Origin of the sequence: Curtobacterium sp. ME12 (assembly GCF_903970855.1) — a bacterium.
Taxonomy (GTDB): domain Bacteria; phylum Actinomycetota; class Actinomycetes; order Actinomycetales; family Microbacteriaceae; genus Curtobacterium; species Curtobacterium poinsettiae_A.
Map to the genome: position 1 here is coordinate 29,926 of NZ_CAJCKD010000025.1, position 23,069 is coordinate 52,994.

Consider the following 23,069-nt stretch of genomic DNA (forward strand, 5'->3'; position numbering starts at 1 on the left):
GTGGCGGCCCCGCCACGCGGCTCCCGTCCGAACGAAAGGACACCATGACCGACCAGCCCAGTTGGGAACTCTCCGGCTTCGGCGACGAGATCGACGCCGACCCCGTCGTCCAGGTCGCGGTCCTGCAGGCGCTCGGCGCGAGCGCCATCGAGGTCCGCAGCGCCTGGGGCGTGAACGTCGTCGACCTCGACGAGGACCAGCTCGCCGGACTCCACCGCCTGCTCGAGGAGCGCGGACAGACCGTGTCCGCGATCGCCTCGCCGATCGGCAAGGTGCCCGTCGACGAACCCGTCGAGCACGAAGTGTCCCGACTCGCCCGTGCGATCCGTGCCGCGCACGCCCTCGGCACGACGAACATCCGGATCTTCTCGTTCTACTTCGAAGGCCGGCAGCCGGAGGACGTCCGCGACGACGTCCTCGTCCGGATGCGCGCCCTGGCCGACCTCGCCGCACGCGAGGGCGTGACCCTGCTGCACGAGAACGAGAAGGACATCTACGGCGACGTCCCCGCGCGGGTGCTCGACATCGTCGAGAGCGTCGGGTCCCCGGCGCTCCGACTGGCCTGGGACAACGCGAACTACGTGCAGTGCGGCGTCAAGCCGTTCACCGACGGGTGGGCGCAGCTCGCCCCGTACGTCGACTACCTGCAGGTCAAGGACGCACTGGCCGCCGACTCGTCGGTGGTGCCCGCGGGCGAGGGCGACGGCGAACTGCTCCAGACCCTCAGCGCGCTGCGCGACGCCGGGTACTCCGGGTACGCCTCGCTCGAGCCGCACCTCAGCGACTTCACCTCCCTCGGCGGGTTCTCCGGCCCCGCGGCCTTCGGTCGTGCCGGACGGGCCTTCCGCACCCTCACCGACCAGATCGGAGTCACCCTGCGATGACCGACCCCACCAACCCGCTCCGCCTGGCCGTCGTCGGCACCGGCGTCATCGGACGCCACCACGCCACCGTCGCCGTCCGCCACCCCGACCTGCAGGTCGTCGCCCTCGTCGACGCCGTGCCCGAAGCCGCCACGAGCGCCGCGGACGCGGTCCAGGAGCTGGGTGCCGCCCGCCCGCTCACGACGTCCACCATCGAGGAGGCGATCGAACAGACCGACATCGACGTCGTCGCGATCTGCTCGCCGTCCGGCATGCACGTGCAGCTCGCCGAGGCCGCCCTGGCCGCCGGCAAGCACGTCGTCATCGAGAAGCCGCTCGACACCACGATGCCCCGTGCACGGCAGATCGCGGCGCTCGCCGCAGCCGCTCGTGACCGCGGGCTCGTCACGAGCGTCATCAGCCAGCACCGCTTCGACCCGGCGTCGGCAGCCGTCGCCCGGGCCGCGCACGACGGCGGGTTCGGCACCGTGACCTCGGGGCTCGCGAGCGTCGCGTGGTACCGGTCGCAGGGGTACTACGACTCCGGTGACTGGCGCGGCACCTGGGCCCTCGACGGCGGCGGGGCGGTGATGAACCAGGGCGTCCACACCGTCGACCTGCTCGTCTGGGCACTCGGTCGCCCGGTCGAGATCTCGGCGCAGACCGGGCTGCTCGCGCACGACCGCATCGAGGTCGAGGACACCGCCGTCGCCACCGTCCGGTTCGCCGGCGGCGCGCTCGGCGTCGTCCACTGCACGACCGCCGCGTACCCGGGGCTGTCCGCGCGCTACGCCGTGTACGGCACGCACGGGTCCGCCATCGTCGACGACGACCGGCTCGCGTACTTCCACATCGCCCCGGACACCGCCACGCTCGAGTCCGCCGCGACCACGTCGAACGCCACCGCGGTCGCCGGAGCCGTCGACCAGAAGGACGACGTCGTCCCGCCCGAGCACGTCGTCGGCGGCCCCGCTGAGCCCGACCACTTCGCCGCGGGGCACGCTCGGCAGTACACGGACATCGTCGACGCGATCCGGCACGGACGCGAACCGGGTGTCACCGTCGACGCAGCCCTGGTGTCGCTCGCCACCGTCCGCGGGCTCTACGTCAGCGCGACGCTCGGACGACCCGTGCGCATCGACGACGTGATCGAGGGGACGTACGACGACGTGGTGCCGGTCGTCGGCACACCCGCAACCGCCCCCACGACCGAAGGAGCCACCCGATGAAGTTCTCCGTGTTCACCGCCTCGACCCCCGACTGGACCCCGTCCGAAGCCGCCGAGACCCTGGCCGCACAGGGCTGGGACGGCATCGAGTGGCGCATCGTCGACGACCGCCCGGCCGACGGCGCCGAGGTCCCCGCCGAACGGTCGTTCTGGGCGGGCAACAACTCGACGTGGCAGTACACCGGCATCCGCGACCGGGTCGGTGAGATCGCCCGGGTCACCGACGCCGCCGGGCTCGAGTACTCGGGCATCGGCGGCTACCAGCCGGCCGCCGACCACGACGGCGTCGAGACGATGCTGCGCGTGACCAGCGAACTGGGTGCCCGGCAGGTCCGCGTCACGATGCCGAACTACCGGGCCGAGAAGGAACGCGCCGGCGAGACCTACCCCGAGCTCTTCGACCGCACCCGCACCGACCTCGAGTGGGCGGCGGACCGCGCGGCCGAACTCGGCGTCAAGGTGTTGGTCGAGCTGCACCACATGACGATCACACCGTCGGCCTCCGCAGCGCTGCGGCTGATCGATGGTCTCGACCCCGCACACGTCGGCGTCATCCACGACCTCGGCAACCTCGTGATCGAGGGGTACGAGGACCACCTCGCCGCGTTCGAACTGCTCGGGCCGTACCTGGCACACGCCCACGTGAAGAACGCCCGCTGGGTCGACAGCGGCGACACCCGGGCCGACGGCAGTTCGATCTGGCAGCACGAGTGGGCACCCCTGCGCACCGGCCAGGCGTCGGTGTCCGAGTACCTCGACGCGCTCCGCCAGGTCGGGTACGACGGGTGGGTCACCATCGAGGACTTCTCCACCGACCTCCCGCTCGAGACCCGCACCGCCGACAACCTCGCCTACCTCCGCTCCCTCGTCCCCGTGTCGGCATGACCGATCGCCGTCCGGGGATCGTCCACCTGGGGGTGGGCGCCTTCGCGCGCGCCCACCTCGCCTGGTACACCGCCCACATCACGGGGGAGCCGTGGGGCATCACCGCCTTCACCGGCCGCTCGCCCGCGGCAGCGGACGCGTTGGCCGCGCAGGACTGCCGGTACACGCTGGTCATCCGAGCCGCGTCCGGCGACGACGCCGAGGTGCTCGACACGATCGTGGCCGCCCACCCGGGCAGCGACGTCGCGGCCTGGAGGCACGTGGTCGCGTCGCCGGCGACGACCATCGTCACGCTGACGGTCACCGAGCAGGGCTACCGGGCCGGTTCCGACGTCCCCGCTCGGTTGGTCGCGGGGCTCGACGCCCGCCGTGCCGCCGGCTCCGGGCGCATCGCCCTGGTCAGTCTCGACAACCTGACGCACAACGGGGTGGTCCTGCGCGGTGCCGTGCTCGACGCCGTCACCGACGACGACCTGCGCGACTGGATCGAGGCGAACGTCGCGTTCCCGAGTTCGATGGTCGACCGGATCACCCCGGCCACCACCGACACCGACCTTGCGGACCTGTCGGAACTGCCGGGTGCGCTCGCCGGAGACCGGGTCCCCGTCGTCACCGAGCCGTTCGCGGAGTGGGTGCTCGAGGACGCCTTCGACGGGATCGACCGCCCGGCGTGGGAGACCGCCGGGGCGCGCGTCGTCGACGACGTCACCCCGTACGAGCAGCGGAAGCTCTGGCTGCTGAACGGCTCGCACTCGCTCCTCGCCTACCTGGGGCTGCAGCTCGGCCACGACACCGTGGCCTCGGCGATGGAGGACCCGGTCTGCCGCACCGCCGTCGAGCAGCTCTGGGACGAAGCCGCACTCGAGCTCCCGCTGCCCGAGGCCGAGGTCACCGACGCCCGCGCGGCCCTGGTCGAGCGGTTCGCCAACCCGCGCATCCGGCACACCCTGCGGCAGATCGCGTCCGGCGGCTCGCAGAAGCTGCCCGTCCGTGTCGTCGACGTCGTGCGCCACCGGCTCGCCCGCGACCCCTCGGTCGGCATCGGCACCGGAGCGGCCACCGCCCTCGCCGCGTGGTGGTTGCACGTCACCCAGCAACCCGACCTGGTGGACGACCCCGGTGCCCCCGGGCCAGACTCGGACGTGCACGACGTCCTGGCCGTCGTCGCGCCCGAGCTCGACGCCACCCCCGTGGTCGTCGCCGTGACGGCGGCGGCCGACCGCATCCGCACCGCCGCGGCACGCGCCCGCGAACGCTCCAACGGAGGAGTCCACGCATGACCGACACGAACACCACCAACCCTGCGGCCCCGGTCCCCGGCGCCACCGACAGCGGGCCGGCCGAGACCACCGCTGGCCGTCCGGACACCTGGGCCTCGGCGGACCGCGGCCAGCTGATCGAGCGGGCCGAGGTCATCGTGACCAGCCCGAACCGGAACTTCGTGACGCTCAAGCTCACCACGGCCGACGGCGTGACCGGACTCGGCGACGCCACCCTGAACGGCCGTGAGCTCGCGGTCTCCGCCTACCTGTCCGAGCACGTCGTCCCGCTGCTCGTCGGCCGTGACGCCAGCCGCATCGAGGACGCCTGGCAGTTCCTGTACCGGTCGTCGTACTGGCGCCGTGGTCCGGTCACGATGGCCGCGATCGCCGCCGTCGACATGGCCCTCTGGGACATCAAGGCGAAGGTCGCCGGCATGCCGCTCTACCAGCTGCTCGGCGGGGCGTCGCGCACCGGGCTCATGGCGTACGGCCACGCCTCGGGCAAGGAGCTGCCCGAGCTGTTCGACTCCATCCGCGAACACCAGGAGGAGGGCTACCGCTCGATCCGGGTGCAGACCGGTGTCCCCGGCCTCGAGTCCATCTACGGCATCGCGTCGAACAGGACCACCGAGGGCAACGCCGGCGTCCGCTACGACTTCGAGCCCGCGCAGCGCGGTGCCCACCCGGCGATGGAGGACTGGGACACCCGCGCCTACCTGCGCCACGTCCCCACCGTGTTCGAGGCCGTCCGCAACGAGTTCGGTCCCGAACTGCCGCTGCTGCACGACGGGCACCACCGGATGACCCCGCTGCAGGCCGCCAAGCTCGGCAAGTCGCTCGAGCCGTACGACCTGTTCTGGCTCGAGGACTGCACCCCCGCCGAGAACCAGGAGGCCCTGAAGCTCGTCCGGCAGCACACCACGACGCCGCTGGCGATCGGCGAGGTCTTCAACACCATCTGGGACTTCAAGGACATCATCCGCGACCAGCTCATCGACTACGTCCGCGGAGCCGTCACGCACATGGGCGGCGTCACTCCGCTCAAGAAGACGATGGAGTACGCGGCGCTGTACCAGGTCAGGTCCGGCTTCCACGGGCCGACCGACATCTCCCCGGTGGGACTCGCCGCGCAGATGCACCTCGGGCTCGCGATCCACAACTTCGGCATCCAGGAGTACATGCAGCACGGGCCGCAGACCAACCAGGTGTTCCACCAGACGTTCACGTTCACCGACGGCTACCTGCACCCGGGCGACGAGCCGGGCCTCGGGGTCAGCCTCGACGTCGACGAGGCCGGCAAGTACCCCTACGAGCAGGCGTACCTGCCGTTCAACCGCCTGGCCGACGGCACCGTCCACGACTGGTAGTCCTCGACGCGTGGCGGGCGCGGTGTTGAACGGGCCTGGTGTTGAACGGGCACAGTGGTCGCGTGGAGTTCGCCGACGTCGCCAGGGAGCTGCTGCTCGTCGCACCGCAGGACTTCGTCGCCGAGCGCACCGCCCGACAACGCGCGGTGCGGAGGGACGACCGTGCCCTCGCCACGGCGATCGGGAAGCTCCGGAAGCCCGCCCCGGCCGCATGGGTGATCGACCTGCTCGCCCACGACGGTGCGCTCGACGACGCCGTCGACCTCGGACCGGCGCTCCGCACGGCCCAGGCCGACGCCGACCCCGACGCGATCCGGACCCTCCGTCGGCAGCGCACCGAGGTCGTCGACGCCCTCGCGCAGGCCGGTGCGGACCTGGCGTCCGACGCCGGACACCCCGTGACCCCGGCGGTGCTCGAGCAGGTCCGGTCGACGATCGAGGCGGCGATGGCGGACCCGCACGCCGGCGCGGCCGTCCGGTCGGGGCTGCTCGTGACGGCGCTCGAGAGCGTGGGGTTCGACGCGGTCGACCTCGACGGGGCACTCGCGGACCCGGACGCGGTCCCCGATGCCTGGTCCGGCAGCGATGCCCCACCCATCCCCATCTCCCAGGCGAGGGGTGCGCGGCAGGCGAGCCGTGCCTCCAGGGCCGCGCAGCGCGATGCCCCGGAACCGGACGCCGAACCCGAACCCGAGCCCGAACCGGAACCGGCCAGCGACCCGGCCGCCGACCGGAAGGCCGCGCGCCAGGCCGAGACCGCTGCGCGCACGGAGTCCCGCGACGCCGACGCCGCACTCGACACCGCCGAGGCTGACCTCGAACAGGCTGAGGAGCGCCGCGCGGAGCTCCAGCGTGCCCTCGAGCAGGCCGAAGCCGACATCACCCGCCTCGAGGCAGCCCGCGACGAGGCCGAGGCTGCGAGCGACCGGGCCCGCGACGTCCTGCACGCCGCGCAGGAGCACCGCCGCAGGGTCGGCCGCTGAGCCGTCCGGTCGGACCTCATCACCTCGGATGAAAAGCGGCCGCACGGCTCGGTCCCCGTCTCGCGCGGCCCATACGCTCGCGTCATGACCTCCCTCCTCCGCCGGTACCGGCACCTGCTGGCCCCCGCCACCGGCGCCGTGTACCTCGTGCTCTGGATCATCGCCGAAGCCGGACGCGCGGAGCTCGCCGATCACGTCGTCGTGGTGTCGGCCTTCGCCGTCGCCATCGGCCTCGCCGCGTGGATGCCCGGGACCGCGCTCGGACTGGTCGTCGGCATCCCGCTCCTGCAGGCGGCCCGACTGCTCACCCGGCCGACCGACACGACCTGGCCGGAGTACCTGGCGATCGCGATCGTCGTCGGCGTCGTCGGCGCCGGCCGGTCCGACCTGCTCCGCTACCTGGCCGTCCCCGTGCTCCTGCTCGCGAGTGCGGCGGCCGCCTGGGCGATGGCGGTCCCGACCGCTGCCGACCAGGATGTCTGGAGCAGCTGGGTGGGGCACTCGGGCGGGACCCGGTCCGACCTCGTCACGATCGCGTTCGCGTTCATGGGGGTCAGCGGTGTCGCCTGGGCGGTCGGCGTGGCCATCGGTGCCGCGTGGCGGATCGGCCTCGCCCGGGTCCGGGTGGTCGAGGCACAGCGCCGCACCGAGGTGACCACGACAGAGCTCCGGGCCGAGCAGGACCGCGCGCGGATCGCCCGTGACGTGCACGATTCGCTCGCCCACTCGCTGGCGGTCGTCGTCTCCCAGGCCCAGGGTGCCGCGGCCATCGCCGTGCGGGACGACCACGCCGCCCGAGCGTTGCAGGACATCGCCGACGTGAGCCGATCGGCACTGGGCGACGTCCGCGCCCTGGTGGAACGCATCCAGGCGAGCGACGACGCCGATCACCACGGGCTGCGCGACGTCCCCGACCTGGTCGAGGACATGCGGGAGCTCGGTATGACCGCGACGTTCGAGGAGCACGGGGCCGGGCTGTTGCCCGCGGGCGGCGCCAGCGCGGTGCACCGGATCGCGCAGGAGAGCCTGACGAACGTGCTGAAGCACCAGGGCCGGACAGCGACGGCGCGGGTTGCGCTCGACTGGCGCGGACCGGGGCTCGGCGTCGTCGTGTCGTCGCGCGGGAGCGAACCCCTCGTGGAGCTCGACGGCACGGGGTCCGGTGTGGCCGGGATGCAGGAGCGCGCCCGACTGGCTGGCGGCTGGCTGCGCGCCGGTGTCGGCGACACCCCGGACGAGTGGGTGGTCACGGCGTGGTTCCCGACGACCGCGGTGGTGCCGACCGCGGCGACGGCCGGTGTGCTGCCGACCGCAGCGACGGCTGAGACCAAGACCGGCCTGCCGGAGCACGTCCGATGACCGCCGTCCGCGTCGCAGTCGTCGACGACCAGCGACTGTTCGCCACCGGGATGCAGATGCTCGTCGACGCCCAGGACGACATGTCCTGCGTCGGGACCGCCGGTGACGGTGCCGCCGCCCTCGAGCTCTGCGCCGCCGAGCACCCCGACGTGCTGCTGCTCGACCTGCGGATGCCGGTCATGAACGGCATCGAGACCTTGACGCGTCTCGCCGACTCGACCCACGACCGCCCGCGGGTCGTCGCGCTCACCACCATCCGCCGCGACGACGCCGTCCTCGCAGCACTCCGTGCCGGAGCCGCCGCCTTCCTGACGAAGGACGCCCTGCCCGATGTCGTGACCGCGACCATCCGCGACGTGCACGCCGGCCGACCGGCACCGACCGAAGCCGAGGCGCTCGACCTGCTTCGCGCGCAGGGCACCCCGGCCGTGACCGATCGGCGAGAAGAGGTCCTCGACGCGTTGACTGCCCGCGAGCGCGAGGTCTTCCTGCTCGTCGCGAAGGGGCTCAGCAACGCCGAGATCGCCGAGTCCGTCTTCCTGAGCGACGCCACCGTGAAGACCCACGTCCGCGCCGTCCTGATGAAGCTCGGACTCCGGAACCGGATCCAGGTCGTCATCACCGCACACGAACGCGGCCTCGTCCGAGCCTAGGGGGAACCATGCAGATCACCGACCGCATCGCGAAGACCGGCTCCCTCGTCGTCGTCCTCGCCGGACTGGCCAGCGCCGTGGTCCACGGGCTGCCCGATCGCGCCGACGTCGCGGTCGCACCCACCGTCGAACAGGACAGCACGGCGTGGACGATGCCGCTCGACGCCTTCGCCGCACCGGCCTCGTCGAAGAGCACGTACGCGGAGAACCTGGTGGCACAACCCTGCCTGCGGAAGGCTGGCATCGACGACGCGGCTCCCTGGGCGACCGGGGCTGGGCTGCAGGCCGACGACGACGCTGGCGACACCGCCGCTCGGGCGAACCCGTCACCCGCACTCGCGACCACCCGGCCCTTGACCGCGGCGCTCGCCGAGACCCGCGGCTACCACGGGCCGTCCACCGCCGGTGCGAACCAGGAGGGCATGCGGAAGTGGGGGTACGACCCCGACCGTCAGGCGGCTTTCGCCGCGCTCCCGGACGGCGTGGCCGCCCGCTGCTGGAACGCGGCCCGGAAGACCCTCGGTACCATGCTGCGCGGCACCGAGCAGGCGGCGTCAGAACTGGCCCAGCGCCTGACGTACCTGGCGGCGCTGGACGCGCGCCAGGACGACCGGGTCCGTACAGCCGCGGCCGGGTGGCGTACCTGCATGGCGCCGTCCGGTGTGCCGGACCTGCCTGAGGGTCCGGAGGGCATGCCGACCCCCTCGATGCACGTCAGCGCACGTGACGGCGACCAGGTCGTCCTGTTCTCGGACGATCCGGGGAAGGCCGAGATCGCCGTCGCCGGACGGGACGTCGCGTGCCAGGGGTCCTCCGGCTACCGCAACGCGCTGTACGCGGCGGAGTGGGAGCGGCTGCTGCACGTCACCGCGACCGATGCGGTCGTGCTCCGGAAGGGCTCGACGAGGCAGCTGCAGGTCGACGCCCGCCTCGACAGGGCGATCGCGCGGCTCGCGCCGGCGGCGCCTGCAGACGTCGACTGACCCGGCAGTCGCGGGGAGCGGTCCTGGGGGGAGCGCCCCCCGCGCCCGCCGCGCGGGGCGACGGACGGGAGGCCCGTGGCGGGACCGCCACGGGCCTCCCGTCCGTCACTGGTGTGCGTCCGGACCGTGGCGCGCGACACGCCCGGACGGTCCTGCTAGACTCAGTCCCTGACTTCGGCGAGGGCTGCGTACGCGCGGCCGTGATCGACGCGGTGGGATACCCGGCAAGACCCTGGGATCGTTCCTCACGCGTGCACGCGTTCGAGTTGCAACACCACAGACCCCCACGATGCCGGCACCCCGGCGTCGTCCCCGACACCAGGAGGCACCATGGCCGACTACACCAAGCTCGCAGCGGAAGTCCGCACCAAGTTCGGCAAGGGCGCTGCTCGCAAGCTCCGCGCGGCCGACAAGATCCCCGCGGTCGTCTACGGCCACGGCACCGAGCCGAAGCACATCTCGCTGCCCGGTCACGAGACCATGCTGCTCGTCCGTACCGCCAACGCGGTCGTGGACCTCGACATCGAGGGCGCTGCGCAGCTCGCCCTCGTCAAGGACGTCCAGCGTGACCCGGTGCGCCAGATCATCGAGCACATCGACCTCGTGGTCCTCCGCCGCGGCGAGAAGGTCACGGTCGACGTGCCCGTCGTCGTCGAGGGCGAGTCCTTCTCCGGCACCATCCACGTGCAGGACCTCAACACGGTCTCGCTGCTCGTGCTCGCGACCGACATCCCGGAGCACGTCACGGTCGATGTCGAGGGCCTCGAGGACGGCAAGCAGATCACGGCCGCCGAGCTGACCCTCCCCGAGGGCGCCGAGCTCGAGACCGACGGCGAGGCGCTCGTCGTGCAGATCGTCACCCCGCGTGGCACCGCGGACGACGACGCCGCGGACGAGGCATCGGCCGAGGCCGGCGCCGAAGCGGGTGCCGAGGGCGGCTCCGAGCCGGTCTCCGAGTAACACCCCTCCGAAGACATCTGGTCGACGCTGTGACGGATCGAATCCTCGTCGTGGTCGGGCTCGGGAACCCCGGGCCCGACTACGCCGGCAACCGCCACAACGTCGGCCAGATGGTCCTCGACGAACTCGCCTCGCGCATGGGTGCGACGTTCAAGAAGCACAAGACGCCGAACCAGGTCGCCGAAGGGCGCCTGGTGCCCGGCGGCACGCGACTCGTGCTGGCGAAGCCCGGGTCGTTCATGAACACCTCGGGCGGACCGGTCTCCTCGGTGCTCGGTTTCTACAGCGCCACCCCGGCCGACCTCGTCGTCGTGCACGACGAACTCGACCTGCCGTTCGACACCGTCCGCCTGAAGGGCAACGGCGGGCACGGCGGCCACAACGGTCTGCGCGACATCATCAAGGCCACCGGCACGAACGAGTTCACGCGCGTCCGGGTCGGCATCGGACGTCCGCCCGGTCGGCAGGACCCGGCCGACTACGTGCTGCGTGACTTCTCCGCAGCCGAGAAGAAGACCCTCCCGATCCTGTTGGCCGACGCCGCCGACGCGGTACAGGCGATCGCCGAGGTCGGGCTGCTCGCCGCACAGCAGCGCGTGCACGCCCCGTCCTGATCCGGTCCGTCAGCCCGGCGCACGCGCTCGCGCGGGCTCGGTCCCGTCGCTGTCCTGTTCCCGCGCAGTCCCCGAACTGGGGGACCGACGGCGTACCCCGCCGCGGGTAGGTTCTCGTCGGGGCGACGGGTCCCACGACGAGGGCCGGGGGCACGGATGACGCAGGGCACGACGATCTCCGGCGGTCTCCGGGCCGCCGTGCTGCCGGGCGGCGTCGCCGTACTCGTCGCCGGGTTGGTCACCGTCGGTGTGCTCAACGGGTTCACCGTCCCCGCGGTCGGCGCCGTGCCGGACGAGTGGGCTCCCCAGACCGCGGAGACCACAGCACCGCCGGTGGCGGCGTCCTTCTCGGCACCGAACGACGTCGACCACGACGCACTCGGACGCCTCGTCGTGGCCGACTTCGCGGCGAACGGGGTCCTGCGTCGTGACGTCGACGGCACCTGGGAGACCGTCGCCGGGTTCGGCACGCACGACGCGGCGATGTGGAACCCATCGGCCGTCGTGGCCCTGGCGGACGGGCGCTTCGTCGTGGCGGAGGCCGGTCGACGCACCGTCGCGGTGCTCGACGGTGGCTCGGTCCGACGCATCCCCGCACCACCCGTCCGCCGGTCGGTCTCCGAGCTCGCCGTGGACGGCACGACGGTGTGGGCTGCCGTCCCCGGGAGCGGCGAACTGTGGACCGCGGACCTGGGATCGGGCGACTGGACGACGGTCACCGGCCCCTGGACGGACCCGGGCGGGGTCGCCCTCAGTGCGGACGGCAGCGCGCTCGTCGTCACCGATGCCCAGCGCGACGAGGTCTGGCGGATGCAACTTTCGGACGGCAGCGTCGAGGCCCTCGGGTTCCCGGCCACCGAGCGCGCCCGTCTGCTCGGGGTCGCGGTGGACGACGACGACGACTCGGTGTTCGCCGTCGACAACAGTGGCGGGAGGGTGTGGTCGTACGACGGCGAGGCCTGGACGGTGGCACTCGACGCAGCGCCTGACGGGTCCCCGCTCGCGAACCCGACGGCGGTGTCCGTCGACGGACCCCGGATGGCGGTCGCGGACTACAACCGACGTCGTGTCGTCACGGCCACGCGCTCCCTCGCGGCCGAGCCGACCGCGAGCACGACGGTCGTGGGGCCGCCGACGACGCAGGCCCCGGAACCGGTGCCGACGACCCCTGCACCCGAACCGACCGGTGCGCCGACGCCGGTTCCGGTCCCGACGGCCACGGTCACCCCGACGGAACGGCCGACGACCGCCCCTGTTCCGGTACCGACCGTGCCCGCCCCCACGACCGGGCCCGTGCCACCGACCCCCGAGGTCTCCACGCCGGTCGCTCCGACGCCCGGGGCGACGGCCCCCACGGCGCCGGTGGTCACCGGGGGCGCGGCAGCCGCGGGTCCCACCACAGCCGGCGGTGCTGCCACTCCGACCACGGCCGCCGGGACCGCTGCCCCTGCCGTTCCTCCGACACGGTCGGCCCTCGCCGTCACCGGTGCCTCCGTCGCCGGTCCGCTCCTCGCCGCCGCGGTCCTGCTCGGGCTCGGGCTCGTGGTCCGCAGCTCTCGCACCCGCCGGAACCGCGGCTGACCGCACCACCACCCCGCACACCGGCCCCTGTTCGCCCGCTGCGCACACCGGTCCGGGTGTCGGACCTCGCCGGTACCATGGGCGGAGTGACGATCTCGGGCATCATCCCTGCGCTCTCGCGCGCCTCCGCCTTCGATCGCGTGCTGCGCGCCGCACCGCGCGACGCCGACTTCTCCGTCGTGGACGGCCTGCGGGTGCCGCTGCTCGGCGCGCTGCTCGCCGAACGCAACGGTCCGCAGTGCGTCCTCGTGATCACGGCGACCGGGCGTGAAGCCGAGGCGGTCCGAGAAGCGTTCGGCAGCTACGTCCCCGACGCCGACGTGCTCGAGTTCCCGGCTTGGGAGACCCTGCCGCACGAACGCCTCAGCCCGAGTGCCCAGACCGTCGGCACGCGCATCGCGACGCTCCGGAAGCTCGCGGCGTGGCAGGCGGCGGACCCGGCCGAGCGTCGCCAGACCATCGTCGTCGCGAGCGTCCGCGCCGCGCTGCAGCCGATCGCGAGCAACCTGACGTCCCTGGCGCCGGTGGTGCTGCGGACCGACTCGCGGGGCAACGACCTGGCGGCGATCGCGTCCCAGCTGGTGGACCTCGCCTACTCGCGCGTCGACCTCGTCACCCGCCGTGGTGAGTTCGCGGTGCGCGGTGGCATCCTCGACGTCTTCCCGCCGACGGCCGACCACCCGGCACGCGTCGACTTCTTCGGCGACGAGATCGAGGCGATCAAGGCGTTCTCCGTCGCCGACCAGCGCACCACGGAGGACGACCTCGGCTCGGTCGAGCTGACGGCCTCGCGCGAACTCCTGCTCAGCGACGACGTCCGGCAGCGGGCGCGCGAGATGCTGCACGAGTTCCCGAACCTGTCCCAGATGCTCGCGAAGATCGCCGAGGGCATCCCGGTCGAGGGCATGGAGTCCCTCGCACCGGCGCTCGTGCAGGACCTCGTGCCGATGACCTCCTACCTGCCGGACGACGCCACCATCGCGGTGTTCTCGCCCGAGCGGGTGAACGGCCGCGCGAACAGCCTGGCCGAGACGAACACCGAGTTCCTGCAGGCGGCCTGGAGCGCCGCGGTCGCCGGTGCCCAGGCCCCGATCGACCTCGACGCGGGCAACTTCCTGACCGTGCAGCAGCTCAAGAACACCCGCGGCCAGCGCACCTGGTGGACGGTGTCGCCGTTCGACTCCGGCCTCGACGAAGGGGACACGGAGCGCGTCCTCACCGACGCCGAGGCCGCCGCCGAGGCCGGCGAGTACATCCGCGTCCGGGCCGAGGCCGTCCCGAGCTTCACCGGCAGTGCCGACGGGGCGATCGCGCACGTCAAGTCGCTGACGGACGACGGGTGGGCGGTCGTCGTGACCGCGCAGGGCCAGGGCCTCGTCGAGCGTGCGGTGCAGGTCCTCGCCGACGCCGGGGTCGCCGCACGTGCCGACGCCGTGACCGCGCCGCCCGAGCCCGGCGTCGCCGTCGTGACGACGGCGAATGTCGAGCACGGCTTCGCGATCCCTGACCCCCGCATCGTGGTGCTGAGCGAGGCCGAGTTCTACGGCCGCAGCGTCCAGCAGGGTGCCCGCACCGTCAAGAAGCTTGCGAGCCGGCGCAAGAACGTCGTCGACCCGCTGCAGCTCAAGCCGGGGGACGTCGTCGTGCACGCGACCCACGGCATCGGCAAGTTCGTCGAGCTCGTCAGCCGCGAGGTCTCCAGCGGCGGCCGCAACGCCGTGAAGACGCAGCGCGAGTACCTCGTGCTCGAGTACGCGCCGTCGAAGCGCAACTACCCGGGCGACAAGCTCTTCGTGCCGACCGACCAGCTCGACCAGCTGTCACGGTACGTCGGCGGCGAGTCCCCGACCCTGTCGAAGATGGGCGGCTCGGACTGGTCCGCCGCCAAGTCGAAGGCGCGCAAGGCCGTCCGCGACATCGCCGTCGACCTGGTCAAGCTGTACTCGGCGCGCATGGCGTCGAAGGGGCACGCGTTCGGTCCGGACACCCCGTGGCAGCGCGAGCTGGAAGAGGCGTTCCCGTTCGCCGAGACCGCCGACCAGCTCACCACGATCGACGAGATCAAACGTGACATGGAACGCCCGATCCCGATGGACCGCCTGCTCTCCGGCGACGTCGGCTACGGCAAGACCGAGGTCGCGATCCGTGCCGCGTTCAAGGCCGTGCAGGACGGCAAGCAGGTCGTCATGCTCGTCCCGACGACCCTGCTCGTCCGCCAGCACATGGAGACGTTCCAGGAGCGCTTCGCCGGGTTCCCCGTGCACCTGCGCGCCCTCAGCCGGTTCCAGACCGAGAAGGAGTCGAAGGAGACCATCGCCGGGCTCGCCGACGGCACGGTCGACATCGTCATCGCGACCCACCGGATCCTCTCGCAGGGCATCACGTTCAAGGACGTCGGGCTCGTCATCATCGACGAGGAACAGCGGTTCGGCGTCGAGCACAAGGACCAGCTCAAGAAGTTCAAGACGAACGTCGACGTCCTGGCGATGTCGGCGACCCCGATCCCGCGCTCGCTCGAGATGGCGGTCACGGGCATCCGCGAGATGTCGACCCTCGCCACCCCGCCCGAGGACCGCCACCCCATCCTGACCTTCGTCGGGCCGCAGTCGGACCTGCAGGTGGCGGCGGCGATCCGCCGCGAGCTGCTGCGCGAGGGGCAGGTGTTCTACGTGCACAACCGCGTGAAGGACATCCAGTCGGTCGCCGCGCACCTGGCCGAGATCGTGCCGGACGCCCGCATCGCCGTGGCGCACGGGCAGATGTCGGAGAGCACCCTCGAGCAGGTCATGGTCGACTTCTGGGAGCGCCGCTTCGACGTCCTCGTCTCGACGACGATCATCGAGACGGGCCTCGACATCGCCAACGCGAACACGCTCATCATCGACAAGGCGGACAAGTACGGTCTGTCCCAGCTGCACCAGCTGCGCGGTCGGGTCGGCCGCGGGCGGGAGCGCGGGTACGCGTACTTCCTCTACGACTCCGAGAAGCCGCTGTCCGAGACCGCGCAGGACCGCCTCGAGACCATCGCCGCGAACAACGAGCTCGGCGCGGGCATGCAGGTCGCCATGAAGGACCTCGAGATCCGCGGGGCCGGAAACCTGCTCGGCGGGGAGCAGTCCGGCCACATCGCCGGCGTCGGCTTCGACCTGTACCTGCGGATGATCGGCGAAGCGGTGTCGCAGTTCCGTGGCGACGTCGCCGAGGGGCAGACCGAGCTCCGGCTCGAGATCCCCGTCGACGCGCACATCCCCGAGGACTACGTCGAGTCCGAGCGGCTCCGGCTCGAGGCGTACCAGAAGCTCTCGGCCGCCTCGGCCCCGACGGCGCAACCGAACGCGATCGACATGGTGCTCGATGAGCTCACCGACCGCTACGGACAGCCGCCGCAGGCCGTGCAGACCCTGGTCGAGGTCTCCCGCCTCCGTCGCATGGCGCAGCAGGTCGGCCTGTCCGACGTCGTGGTGATGGGCTCGAACCTGCGGGTCGCCGGCAAGGAACTCGCCGACTCGTCGCAGGTGCGGCTGAAGCGCATGTTCCCGGGGGCGCGCTGGTTCCCGCAGCAGAACGCGACGAGCATCCCGATGCCGCGTCCGCACGACCAGGCGCTGCCGGACGACGCCCTCATCCGGTGGGTGGAGAGCATCCTCACCGCCGTGTACGGGGCGACGACCCCGGCCGAGGCGCCGGCCGCGTAGACGCGAGCGGAGACGGACCGGAGGCACGGTGCCAGCTGGCACCGTGCCTCCAGTCCGTCCGTCGCCGCGTCCACGGCGTGCACGCCGTTTGCGACGATCCACGCGTCGAACGACGCGTGGATCGTCGCAGAACGGGTGCGAACCCCGGCCCGCGAGTCGCTACTCGGTGTCCTCGGCCTCGGACAGCTCGCGGCGTGCGCGGTAGGCGCGCGCCCGGAGGGTGACGACGACCGCCGACGCGACGATCGCGATGCCCGATCCGACGAGCACGGCGAGGACGCCCTCGTCGAGGATCTCCTCGTTGCGGGCGAACGCCAGTTCGTTCATGAGCAGCGACACCGTGAACCCGATGCCGCCGAGCACGCCGACGGTGATGATCGAGAAGAACGACAGCGACGAGCGGCCGGGCGAGCGGAAGATCCGCGTGGCGACCGTGCCGAACAGCGTGATGCCGATGACCTTGCCGACCGGCAGGGCGACGACGACCGCCCAGAACGTGGGGGAGAGCTCGCTGATGCCGACCGCGGGGATGACGACGGCGGCCGATGCGAACGCGAACACCGGCAGCACGACGGCATTCGACCACGGTTCGACGTTCTCGTGCAGGGTGTGGCCAGGGCGGCGGGGGAGCACGAGACCGAGGGCGACGCCGGCGATCGTGGCGTGCACACCGGAGTGGTACACGAGCCACCACGTCACGAGCCCCACCAGGACCATCGCCACGATGATCAGCGTCTGGCCGCTGCGCCCCGGGCGGAGCATGCGGCCGAGCAGCCAGAACGCCGCGAGCGCGACCACGGCACCCACGAGGGCCAGGAAGTCGGTGTCGTGCGCGAACACCACGGCGATGATGATGATCGCGATGAGGTCGTCCAGCACAGCCAGCGCGAGCAGGAACACCCGGATGCCGCTCGGCAGCCCGCGACCGAACATGGCGAGCACCCCGAGCGCGAACGCGATGTCCGTCGCCGTCGGGATCGGCCACCCGTGCGTGTACGGCGTGCCCGCGGTGACGAGCAGGAAGACACCGGCCGGGACGAGCACCCCGCCGACCGCCGCGATGGCGGGGATGATCGCGGTCTTGGGGTTCGACAGCTCGCCGTCGACGAGTTCCTGCTTGAGCTCGATGGCGACGAGCAGGAAGAAGACCGCGAGCAGCCCGTCGCTGATCCAGTGCGCGATCGACAGGTCGAGGCCCAGGGCACCGAGCGGCAGGTGCGCGTCGAGCAGCCGTTCGAGGCCGGGGCCGATCGGGGAGTTCGCCACCACCAGGCCGAGCACGGCGGCGGTGAGGAGCGCGATGGCGCTGAAGCGGGGGGAGCGGACGAGGGACGACATGGATCTCCGTCTCGAGGGGTCGGGTGATTGTCCGTCGACCAGACTTCCCGACACACCACGGCCAGTCTACGCGGGTGGCACGATGACCAGATGACCGCCGTACCCGACCTCGTGACCGTCGTCGACCGCCTGCTCGCCGAGGACGGCGGGTGCGTCTGGAACCGGGCGCAGACCCACGCCTCGCTCGCCCGCTACGCCGTCGAGGAGTCGTACGAACTCGTCGACGCCGTCGACGACGGCGACCCGGACGACGTCCGCGAGGAACTCGGCGACCTGCTCTACCAGGTGGTCCTGCACGCGGGGATCGCCGCCCGGGCGGGGGACTTCACCCTCGAGGACGTCGCCGCCGGGGTCCGGGACAAGATGACCCGGCGGCACCCGCACGTGTTCGGGGACGCGACCGCGGACACCGTCGAGGACGTCGTCTGGGTCTGGCGTGCGGCCAAGGCCGCCGAGAAGGCGAGTCGGCGGAGTGCGTTCGACGGGGTGCCACGGGCGATGCCGCCCCTGGAGCGTGCGGTGAAGCTGCTGGAACGCCTGGAGGAACGTGGGGACGCCGACGCGGTCGTCGCGTCCGTCGTCGGCGTCGGTTCCGGCGCTGGCCTGGAGGCCCGTGGTGCGTCCGCCGCGCCGGCTGCGGACGACGGGGTGGGGACGGTCGACGCCGAGTGGGGGCGAGCGGTGCTCGGGGAGGTCGCGGCGGCGGCAGGACGCGGGGTGGACCCGGTCGCGAGTCTGCGGGCCGCCGTGTCAGCGCTGGAGGAGGCCGGTCGCGCTGTGGAGTGATCCCCGGCGCGCGACGTCGTCCCGGTGCGCGACGTCGCCTCGGGGCTCGGAGGATCCGGGCAGGGGAACGGGCGCCCTCCCAACCCGAAAAAGAGAGGGCGCCCGGGAGCGGGCGTCGGCTCCACCAGGGAGAGGGGCCGACAGGGAAGCCCGCTCGAACCGCGGGACGCACTGCAGCACGTCGCCCCGCGAATCGGTCCGGAGCGCGGATCAGGCTCGATCCGGACCGAGGTTCTGCATGCAGTATGTCAGTGGGTCGGAGGATGCGCAAGGCCGGGACGCCCATCTGCCAGGATTGACCGCATGGCAACGACCGTGACGGCACCCCGTGGCATGCGTGACTTCCTCCCGGCGGACAAGGCCCGGCGCGAGCACGTGCTCGGTGTCGTGCGGGACGTCTACTCGCGACACGGTTTCGACGAGATCGAGACCCCGGTGGTCGAGGACGCTGCGCGGCTGCACTCCGGACTCGGCGGTGACAACGAGAAGCTGGCCTTCGCGGTGATGAAGCGCGGGCTCACCACCGACGACCTGCGGGCGGCCGAAGCACCGCTGGACCTCGCCGACCTCGGTCTCCGGTTCGACCTGACGGTCCCGCTGGCCCGGTTCTACGCCTCCCACCGCGCGGAGCTGCCGTCGGTGTTCCGATCCGTGCAGATCGCCCCGGTCTGGCGTGCCGAGCGCCCGCAGAAGGGCCGCTACCGCCAGTTCGTGCAGTGCGACATCGACATCCTGGGTGAGCCGGGGCAGCTCGCCGAGATCGAGCTCATCCGCGCGACGACCGCGGCCCTCGACGCCCTCGGGGTCAGCGGGACGACGATCCGGATCAACGACCGCCGGATCCTGCTGGCGCTCCTCGCGTCGTGGGGGATCACCGGGACGGCCGCCGCCGACCGCGCACTCATCACGATCGACAAGCTCGACAAGATCGGCGCCGACGGCGTCGCGGCGGAACTCCGCAGCACCGTGGGCGCCGACCTGCCCGGGCTCGAGGACACCATCCGCGCACTCGAGGCCGCCGACTGGACGTCGGTCGAGGGGGCGCCCTGGCTCGACACCGAGGCCTTCGCCGACCTGCTCCGCCTGCGCGAGGCGCTCCCCGGGGTCGACCTGCGCTTCGACCCGACGCTCGTGCGCGGCATGGGCTACTACACGGGCACGATCTTCGAGGTCGCGCACCCCGACTTCGGCTACAGCCTCGGTGGCGGCGGCCGGTACGACGGGATGATCGGCCGGTTCCTCGGGCAGGACGTCCCCGCGGTCGGGTTCTCGCTCGGGTTCGAGCGGCTCGTCGACCTCGTGACCCTCCCGGAGTCCGCCGAGGCCGACGCCGTCGTGCTCGTGTACGACAAGGACGTCGACCCGGTCCGGCTCGCCGCGCTGAAGACCGAGGCGATGGCGTCCCACCGACGCGTCCGGCTCGAGCGCCGCACGAAGAACACGAAGAACCTGCTCGCCGGCCTCGCCGCCCAGGGCTTCACGGCGTTCGCGACCGTCTCGGCGGACACCGCGTCGCTCGAGGGCGTCGAGTTCCGCCCGCTCGACTGAGCACCCGGTCCTCGTTCCAACGCGGACTCGTCCACGGCGGGGCGTCACGGCCGACGTCGTGTTCACCTCCGCTCGCTAGGATCGACACCGCAATCACCACAACCAATGTGTAGGGAGTACCCCGTGGCCCTGATCGATGCCGTAGGCGCACGCGAAGTCCTCGATTCCCGAGGCAACCCGACGGTCGAGGTCGAGGTCCTCCTCGACGACGGCGTCGTGTCCCGCGCGCTCGTCCCGTCCGGTGCATCCACCGGCGCGTTCGAGGCGTACGAGCTGCGCGACGGCGACGCCTCGCGCTACGGCGGCAAGGGCGTGCTCAAGGCCGTCGACGCCGTCCTCGACGAGATCGGCCCGGCGCTCGAGGGCTTCGACGCCACCGACCAGCGCCTCGTCGACGCCGCGCTCATCGAGCTCGACGGCACCGAGAACAAGTCCCGCCTCGGCGCGAACGCGATCCTCGGTGCCTCGCTCGCCGTCGCCCGTGCCGCGGCCGACTCGGTCGACCTGCCGCTCTTCCGCTACCTCGGCGGCCCGAACGCGCACACGCTGCCCGTCCCGCTGATGAACGTCGTCAACGGTGGTGCCCACGCGGACACCAACGTCGACATCCAGGAGTTCTTCCTGGTGCCCTACGGCGCCGAGTCCTTCTCCGAGGCACTCCGCTGGGGCGTCGAGACGTACCACGCCCTCAAGGGTGAGCTGAAGAAGCAGGGCCTGGCCACCGGCCTCGGCGACGAGGGCGGCTTCGCGCCGGAGCTCGCGTCGAACCGCGCGGCGCTCGACTTCCTGCTCACCGCGATCGAGAAGGCCGGCTACACGCCCGGCAAGGACATCGCCGTCGGCCTCGACGTCGCGTCCACCGAGTTCTTCTCGGACGGCAAGTACCAGTTCGAGGGCAAGCAGCTCTCGAGCCAGGAGTTCACCTCCTACTTCGCCGAGCTCGTCGCGAACTACCCCCTCGTCACCATCGAGGACCCGCTGGCCGAGGACGACTGGGAGGGCTGGTCGCACCTGACCGCCGAGCTCGGCGACAAGGTCCAGATCGTCGGCGACGACCTGTTCGTCACCAACCCGAAGCGTCTGCAGCGGGGCATCGACGAGAAGGCCGCGAACTCGATCCTCGTCAAGGTCAACCAGATCGGCACGCTCACCGAGACCCTCGACGCGGTCTCGCTCGCGCACCGTCACGGCCTGACCTCGATCCTGTCGCACCGCTCCGGCGAGACCGAGGACACCACGATCGCGGACATCGCGGTCGCGGTCGACGGTGGCCAGATCAAGACCGGTGCCCCGGCCCGCTCGGACCGTGTCGCGAAGTACAACCAGCTGCTCCGCATCGAGGAAGAGCTCGGCGACGCCGCGGTGTACGCCGGTCGCTCGGCCTTCCCGCGCGCCGCGTCGCTGTAACCAGCCCGGCCAGCAGCACCCGCACCACCGAGACGCCGTCCTCCTCCGGGAGGACGGCGTCTCGTCGTGCTTGTGGCCCCGGAGTGCCGAGCGGTCAGGACGTGCCGAGCGGTCAGGACGTGCCGCGCGTGCTGCGTCGAGTGGTCACCAGTCGTCGGCTGGACCGGGTCTGGCCGACGGGACGTGACCACCGGACGTGCACCGGGCGGTGTGTGGTGACCACTCCAGGTGCGGGACGGGAGGGACGGGCCGGAGCCGTGCCTCCCGGCTGCCTCGGCGTGACGAGGCGGGACGCTGGGAGGGCGCCGAACGGCCGCGTGCCGGGCGGCCCCGACCGACCGTGCCGGGTTATCGTCGGACCGTGCCCAGCCAGAAGCCCCGCGTCCGCCGCGTCCCCGTGGCGTTGCCCGACGGCAGCACGCCCGCGCAGCCCTGGTACCGCTCGATCCACTTCTCCGGGTTCAGCCTGCTCATGCTCGCGATCATCGTGCTCTTCGTGGTGGTGCTCGCGCCGTCGCTCCGGACGCTCATCCAGCAGCAGGAGCAGATCGCCCAGCAGCAGCAGGAGGTCGCGAGCCAGAAGGCCGACGTCGCGCAGAAGAAGCAGGACGTCGCGCGCTGGGACGACCCGGCGTACATCGAGGCACAGGCCCGCGATCGGCTGCTCTACGTGTACCCGGGCGAGGAGAGCTACCTCGTGATGGGCGCCGAGGACGAGGCCGCCGACACGACCCCCACCACCGACTCGGGCACCCCCGTGAGCGCGAAGGTGCAGACGCCCAAGGTCGACTGGGTGCAGGCGATGCTCTCGTCGGTGCTGCAGTCCGGGCTCACCGACGAGCGGGCAGCCGACCTCGTCGCCCCCGACGTCTCCGGGACGGGCGAGAGCAAGTAGTCCCGGACCGCGGGGCGCGGAGCCGTCCGGCCCGACGGTGCGAGGGGTTCCGCTTCTCCGGTAGGCTCACGTTCCCGTGACGACCCCTCCCTTCGACCCGCCCTCCGACCACGACGTCCAGGTCGTGTCGGCGCAGCTCGGCCGACCGGCACGCGACGTCATCGGGATCGCGGCACGCTGCGTCTGTGGCAACCCCACCGTCGTCTCCACGAAGCCCCGGCTGTCGAACGGCACCCCGTTCCCGACGTTCTACTACCTGTGCCACCCCGCGGCCACCGCTGCGGTCAGCACCCTCGAGGCCAACCAGGTCATGCCCGAGCTGGCAGCCCTGCTCGAGGACCCCGAAGTCGCCGCGCAGTACCGCGCGGCCCACGAGTCCTACCTGGCCGATCGCGAGTCGATCGAACACGTCGACGAGATCGACGGCATCAGCGCCGGTGGCATGCCCACCCGCGTGAAGTGCCTGCACGCCCTCGTCGGCCACGCCCTCGCCGCCGGACCCGGCGTCAACCCCATCGGTGACCTCGCGCTCGAGCGCGCGGACTGGTCGCCCTCCCGGTGTACATGCCGGGCGTATGATGACGGTGCAGACGCTGGAGTCGGGGCGGGTGGCGGCGAAGTCTGACTCGACTCCCGCACACCCCCATCCAAGGAGATCATCC

At 72.1% G+C, this 23,069-nt stretch carries 19 protein-coding genes; 18 read left to right on the forward strand and 1 reads right to left on the reverse strand.

Annotated elements, in window-relative coordinates; translation table 11 throughout:
• The first annotated feature begins 44 nt into the window (after nucleotides 1-44).
• From H7A73_RS12600 to mfd, 13 genes are all read left to right on the forward strand, one after another.
• Nucleotides 45-884, forward strand: coding sequence for a sugar phosphate isomerase/epimerase family protein (locus tag H7A73_RS12600; RefSeq protein ID WP_182066267.1), 840 nt, complete (start codon nucleotides 45-47; stop codon nucleotides 882-884).
• On the forward strand, nucleotides 881-2,092 hold the full coding sequence (locus H7A73_RS12605; protein WP_182066268.1) for a Gfo/Idh/MocA family oxidoreductase: 1,212 nt from the start codon (nucleotides 881-883) through the stop codon (nucleotides 2,090-2,092). The genes H7A73_RS12600 and H7A73_RS12605 overlap by 4 nt, the downstream gene beginning before the upstream one ends.
• Entirely contained in the window at nucleotides 2,089-2,976 is an 888-nt protein-coding gene (locus H7A73_RS12610; protein WP_182066269.1) for a sugar phosphate isomerase/epimerase family protein, read from the forward strand. The genes H7A73_RS12605 and H7A73_RS12610 overlap by 4 nt, the downstream gene beginning before the upstream one ends.
• Nucleotides 2,973-4,256, forward strand: coding sequence for a mannitol dehydrogenase family protein (locus H7A73_RS12615; protein WP_182066270.1), 1,284 nt, complete (start codon nucleotides 2,973-2,975; stop codon nucleotides 4,254-4,256). The genes H7A73_RS12610 and H7A73_RS12615 overlap by 4 nt, the downstream gene beginning before the upstream one ends.
• Nucleotides 4,253-5,605: a D-mannonate dehydratase ManD gene (gene manD / locus H7A73_RS12620; protein ID WP_259362876.1), complete on the forward strand. Its 1,353-nt coding sequence runs from the start codon at nucleotides 4,253-4,255 to the stop codon at nucleotides 5,603-5,605. The genes H7A73_RS12615 and manD overlap by 4 nt, the downstream gene beginning before the upstream one ends.
• Nucleotides 5,606-5,667: 62 nt before the next feature.
• Nucleotides 5,668-6,588, forward strand: coding sequence for a hypothetical protein (locus H7A73_RS12625; RefSeq protein WP_182066271.1), 921 nt, complete (start codon nucleotides 5,668-5,670; stop codon nucleotides 6,586-6,588).
• Between the two features lie 84 nt (nucleotides 6,589-6,672).
• Nucleotides 6,673-7,947: a sensor histidine kinase gene (locus tag H7A73_RS12630; protein ID WP_182066272.1), complete on the forward strand. Its 1,275-nt coding sequence runs from the start codon at nucleotides 6,673-6,675 to the stop codon at nucleotides 7,945-7,947.
• Nucleotides 7,944-8,600 carry a response regulator transcription factor gene (locus H7A73_RS12635; RefSeq protein ID WP_182066273.1) on the forward strand — a complete coding sequence of 219 codons (657 nt, stop codon included), beginning with the start codon at nucleotides 7,944-7,946 and terminating at the stop codon, nucleotides 8,598-8,600. Before H7A73_RS12630 ends, H7A73_RS12635 begins: the two co-directional genes overlap by 4 nt.
• Before the next feature lie 8 nt (nucleotides 8,601-8,608).
• Nucleotides 8,609-9,583: a hypothetical protein gene (locus H7A73_RS12640; RefSeq protein ID WP_182066274.1), complete on the forward strand. Its 975-nt coding sequence runs from the start codon at nucleotides 8,609-8,611 to the stop codon at nucleotides 9,581-9,583.
• A 330-nt stretch (nucleotides 9,584-9,913) separates the two neighbouring features.
• Nucleotides 9,914-10,543, forward strand: a complete 630-nt coding sequence (locus H7A73_RS12645; protein WP_182066275.1) for a 50S ribosomal protein L25/general stress protein Ctc — start codon at nucleotides 9,914-9,916, stop codon at nucleotides 10,541-10,543.
• Nucleotides 10,544-10,572: 29 nt separating this feature from the next.
• Nucleotides 10,573-11,157, forward strand: coding sequence for an aminoacyl-tRNA hydrolase (gene pth / locus H7A73_RS12650; RefSeq protein ID WP_182066276.1), 585 nt, complete (start codon nucleotides 10,573-10,575; stop codon nucleotides 11,155-11,157).
• A gap of 156 nt (nucleotides 11,158-11,313) precedes the next feature.
• Nucleotides 11,314-12,738 carry an SMP-30/gluconolactonase/LRE family protein gene (locus tag H7A73_RS12655; protein ID WP_182066277.1) on the forward strand — a complete coding sequence of 475 codons (1,425 nt, stop codon included), beginning with the start codon at nucleotides 11,314-11,316 and terminating at the stop codon, nucleotides 12,736-12,738.
• Between the two features lie 86 nt (nucleotides 12,739-12,824).
• Nucleotides 12,825-16,433 carry a transcription-repair coupling factor gene (gene mfd / locus H7A73_RS12660; protein ID WP_182066278.1) on the forward strand — a complete coding sequence of 1,203 codons (3,609 nt, stop codon included), beginning with the start codon at nucleotides 12,825-12,827 and terminating at the stop codon, nucleotides 16,431-16,433.
• Between the two features lie 159 nt (nucleotides 16,434-16,592).
• Here the strand turns inward: mfd and nhaA are convergent, their stop codons facing one another.
• On the reverse strand, nucleotides 16,593-17,771 hold the full coding sequence (nhaA, locus tag H7A73_RS12665) for a Na+/H+ antiporter NhaA (protein WP_182066279.1): 1,179 nt from the start codon (nucleotides 17,769-17,771) through the stop codon (nucleotides 16,593-16,595).
• Nucleotides 17,772-17,861: 90 nt separating this feature from the next.
• Here nhaA and H7A73_RS12670 point away from each other — a divergent pair, with 90 nt between their 5' ends.
• From H7A73_RS12670 to H7A73_RS12690, 5 genes are all read left to right on the forward strand, one after another.
• On the forward strand, nucleotides 17,862-18,557 hold the full coding sequence (locus tag H7A73_RS12670; protein WP_182066280.1) for a MazG family protein: 696 nt from the start codon (nucleotides 17,862-17,864) through the stop codon (nucleotides 18,555-18,557).
• 303 nt (nucleotides 18,558-18,860) lie between these two features.
• Nucleotides 18,861-20,105 (forward strand): histidine--tRNA ligase, encoded by a 1,245-nt coding sequence (hisS, locus tag H7A73_RS12675; RefSeq protein WP_182066281.1) that lies wholly within the window; start codon nucleotides 18,861-18,863, stop codon nucleotides 20,103-20,105.
• Nucleotides 20,106-20,228: 123 nt separating this feature from the next.
• Nucleotides 20,229-21,512 carry a phosphopyruvate hydratase gene (gene eno / locus H7A73_RS12680; protein WP_027464494.1) on the forward strand — a complete coding sequence of 428 codons (1,284 nt, stop codon included), beginning with the start codon at nucleotides 20,229-20,231 and terminating at the stop codon, nucleotides 21,510-21,512.
• 361 nt (nucleotides 21,513-21,873) lie between these two features.
• Complete coding sequence (locus H7A73_RS12685; RefSeq protein ID WP_182066282.1) at nucleotides 21,874-22,407, forward strand: FtsB family cell division protein; 534 nt, start codon at nucleotides 21,874-21,876, stop codon at nucleotides 22,405-22,407.
• 76 nt (nucleotides 22,408-22,483) lie between these two features.
• On the forward strand, nucleotides 22,484-23,032 hold the full coding sequence (locus H7A73_RS12690; protein ID WP_182066283.1) for a DUF501 domain-containing protein: 549 nt from the start codon (nucleotides 22,484-22,486) through the stop codon (nucleotides 23,030-23,032).
• Nucleotides 23,033-23,069 lie beyond the last annotated feature (37 nt).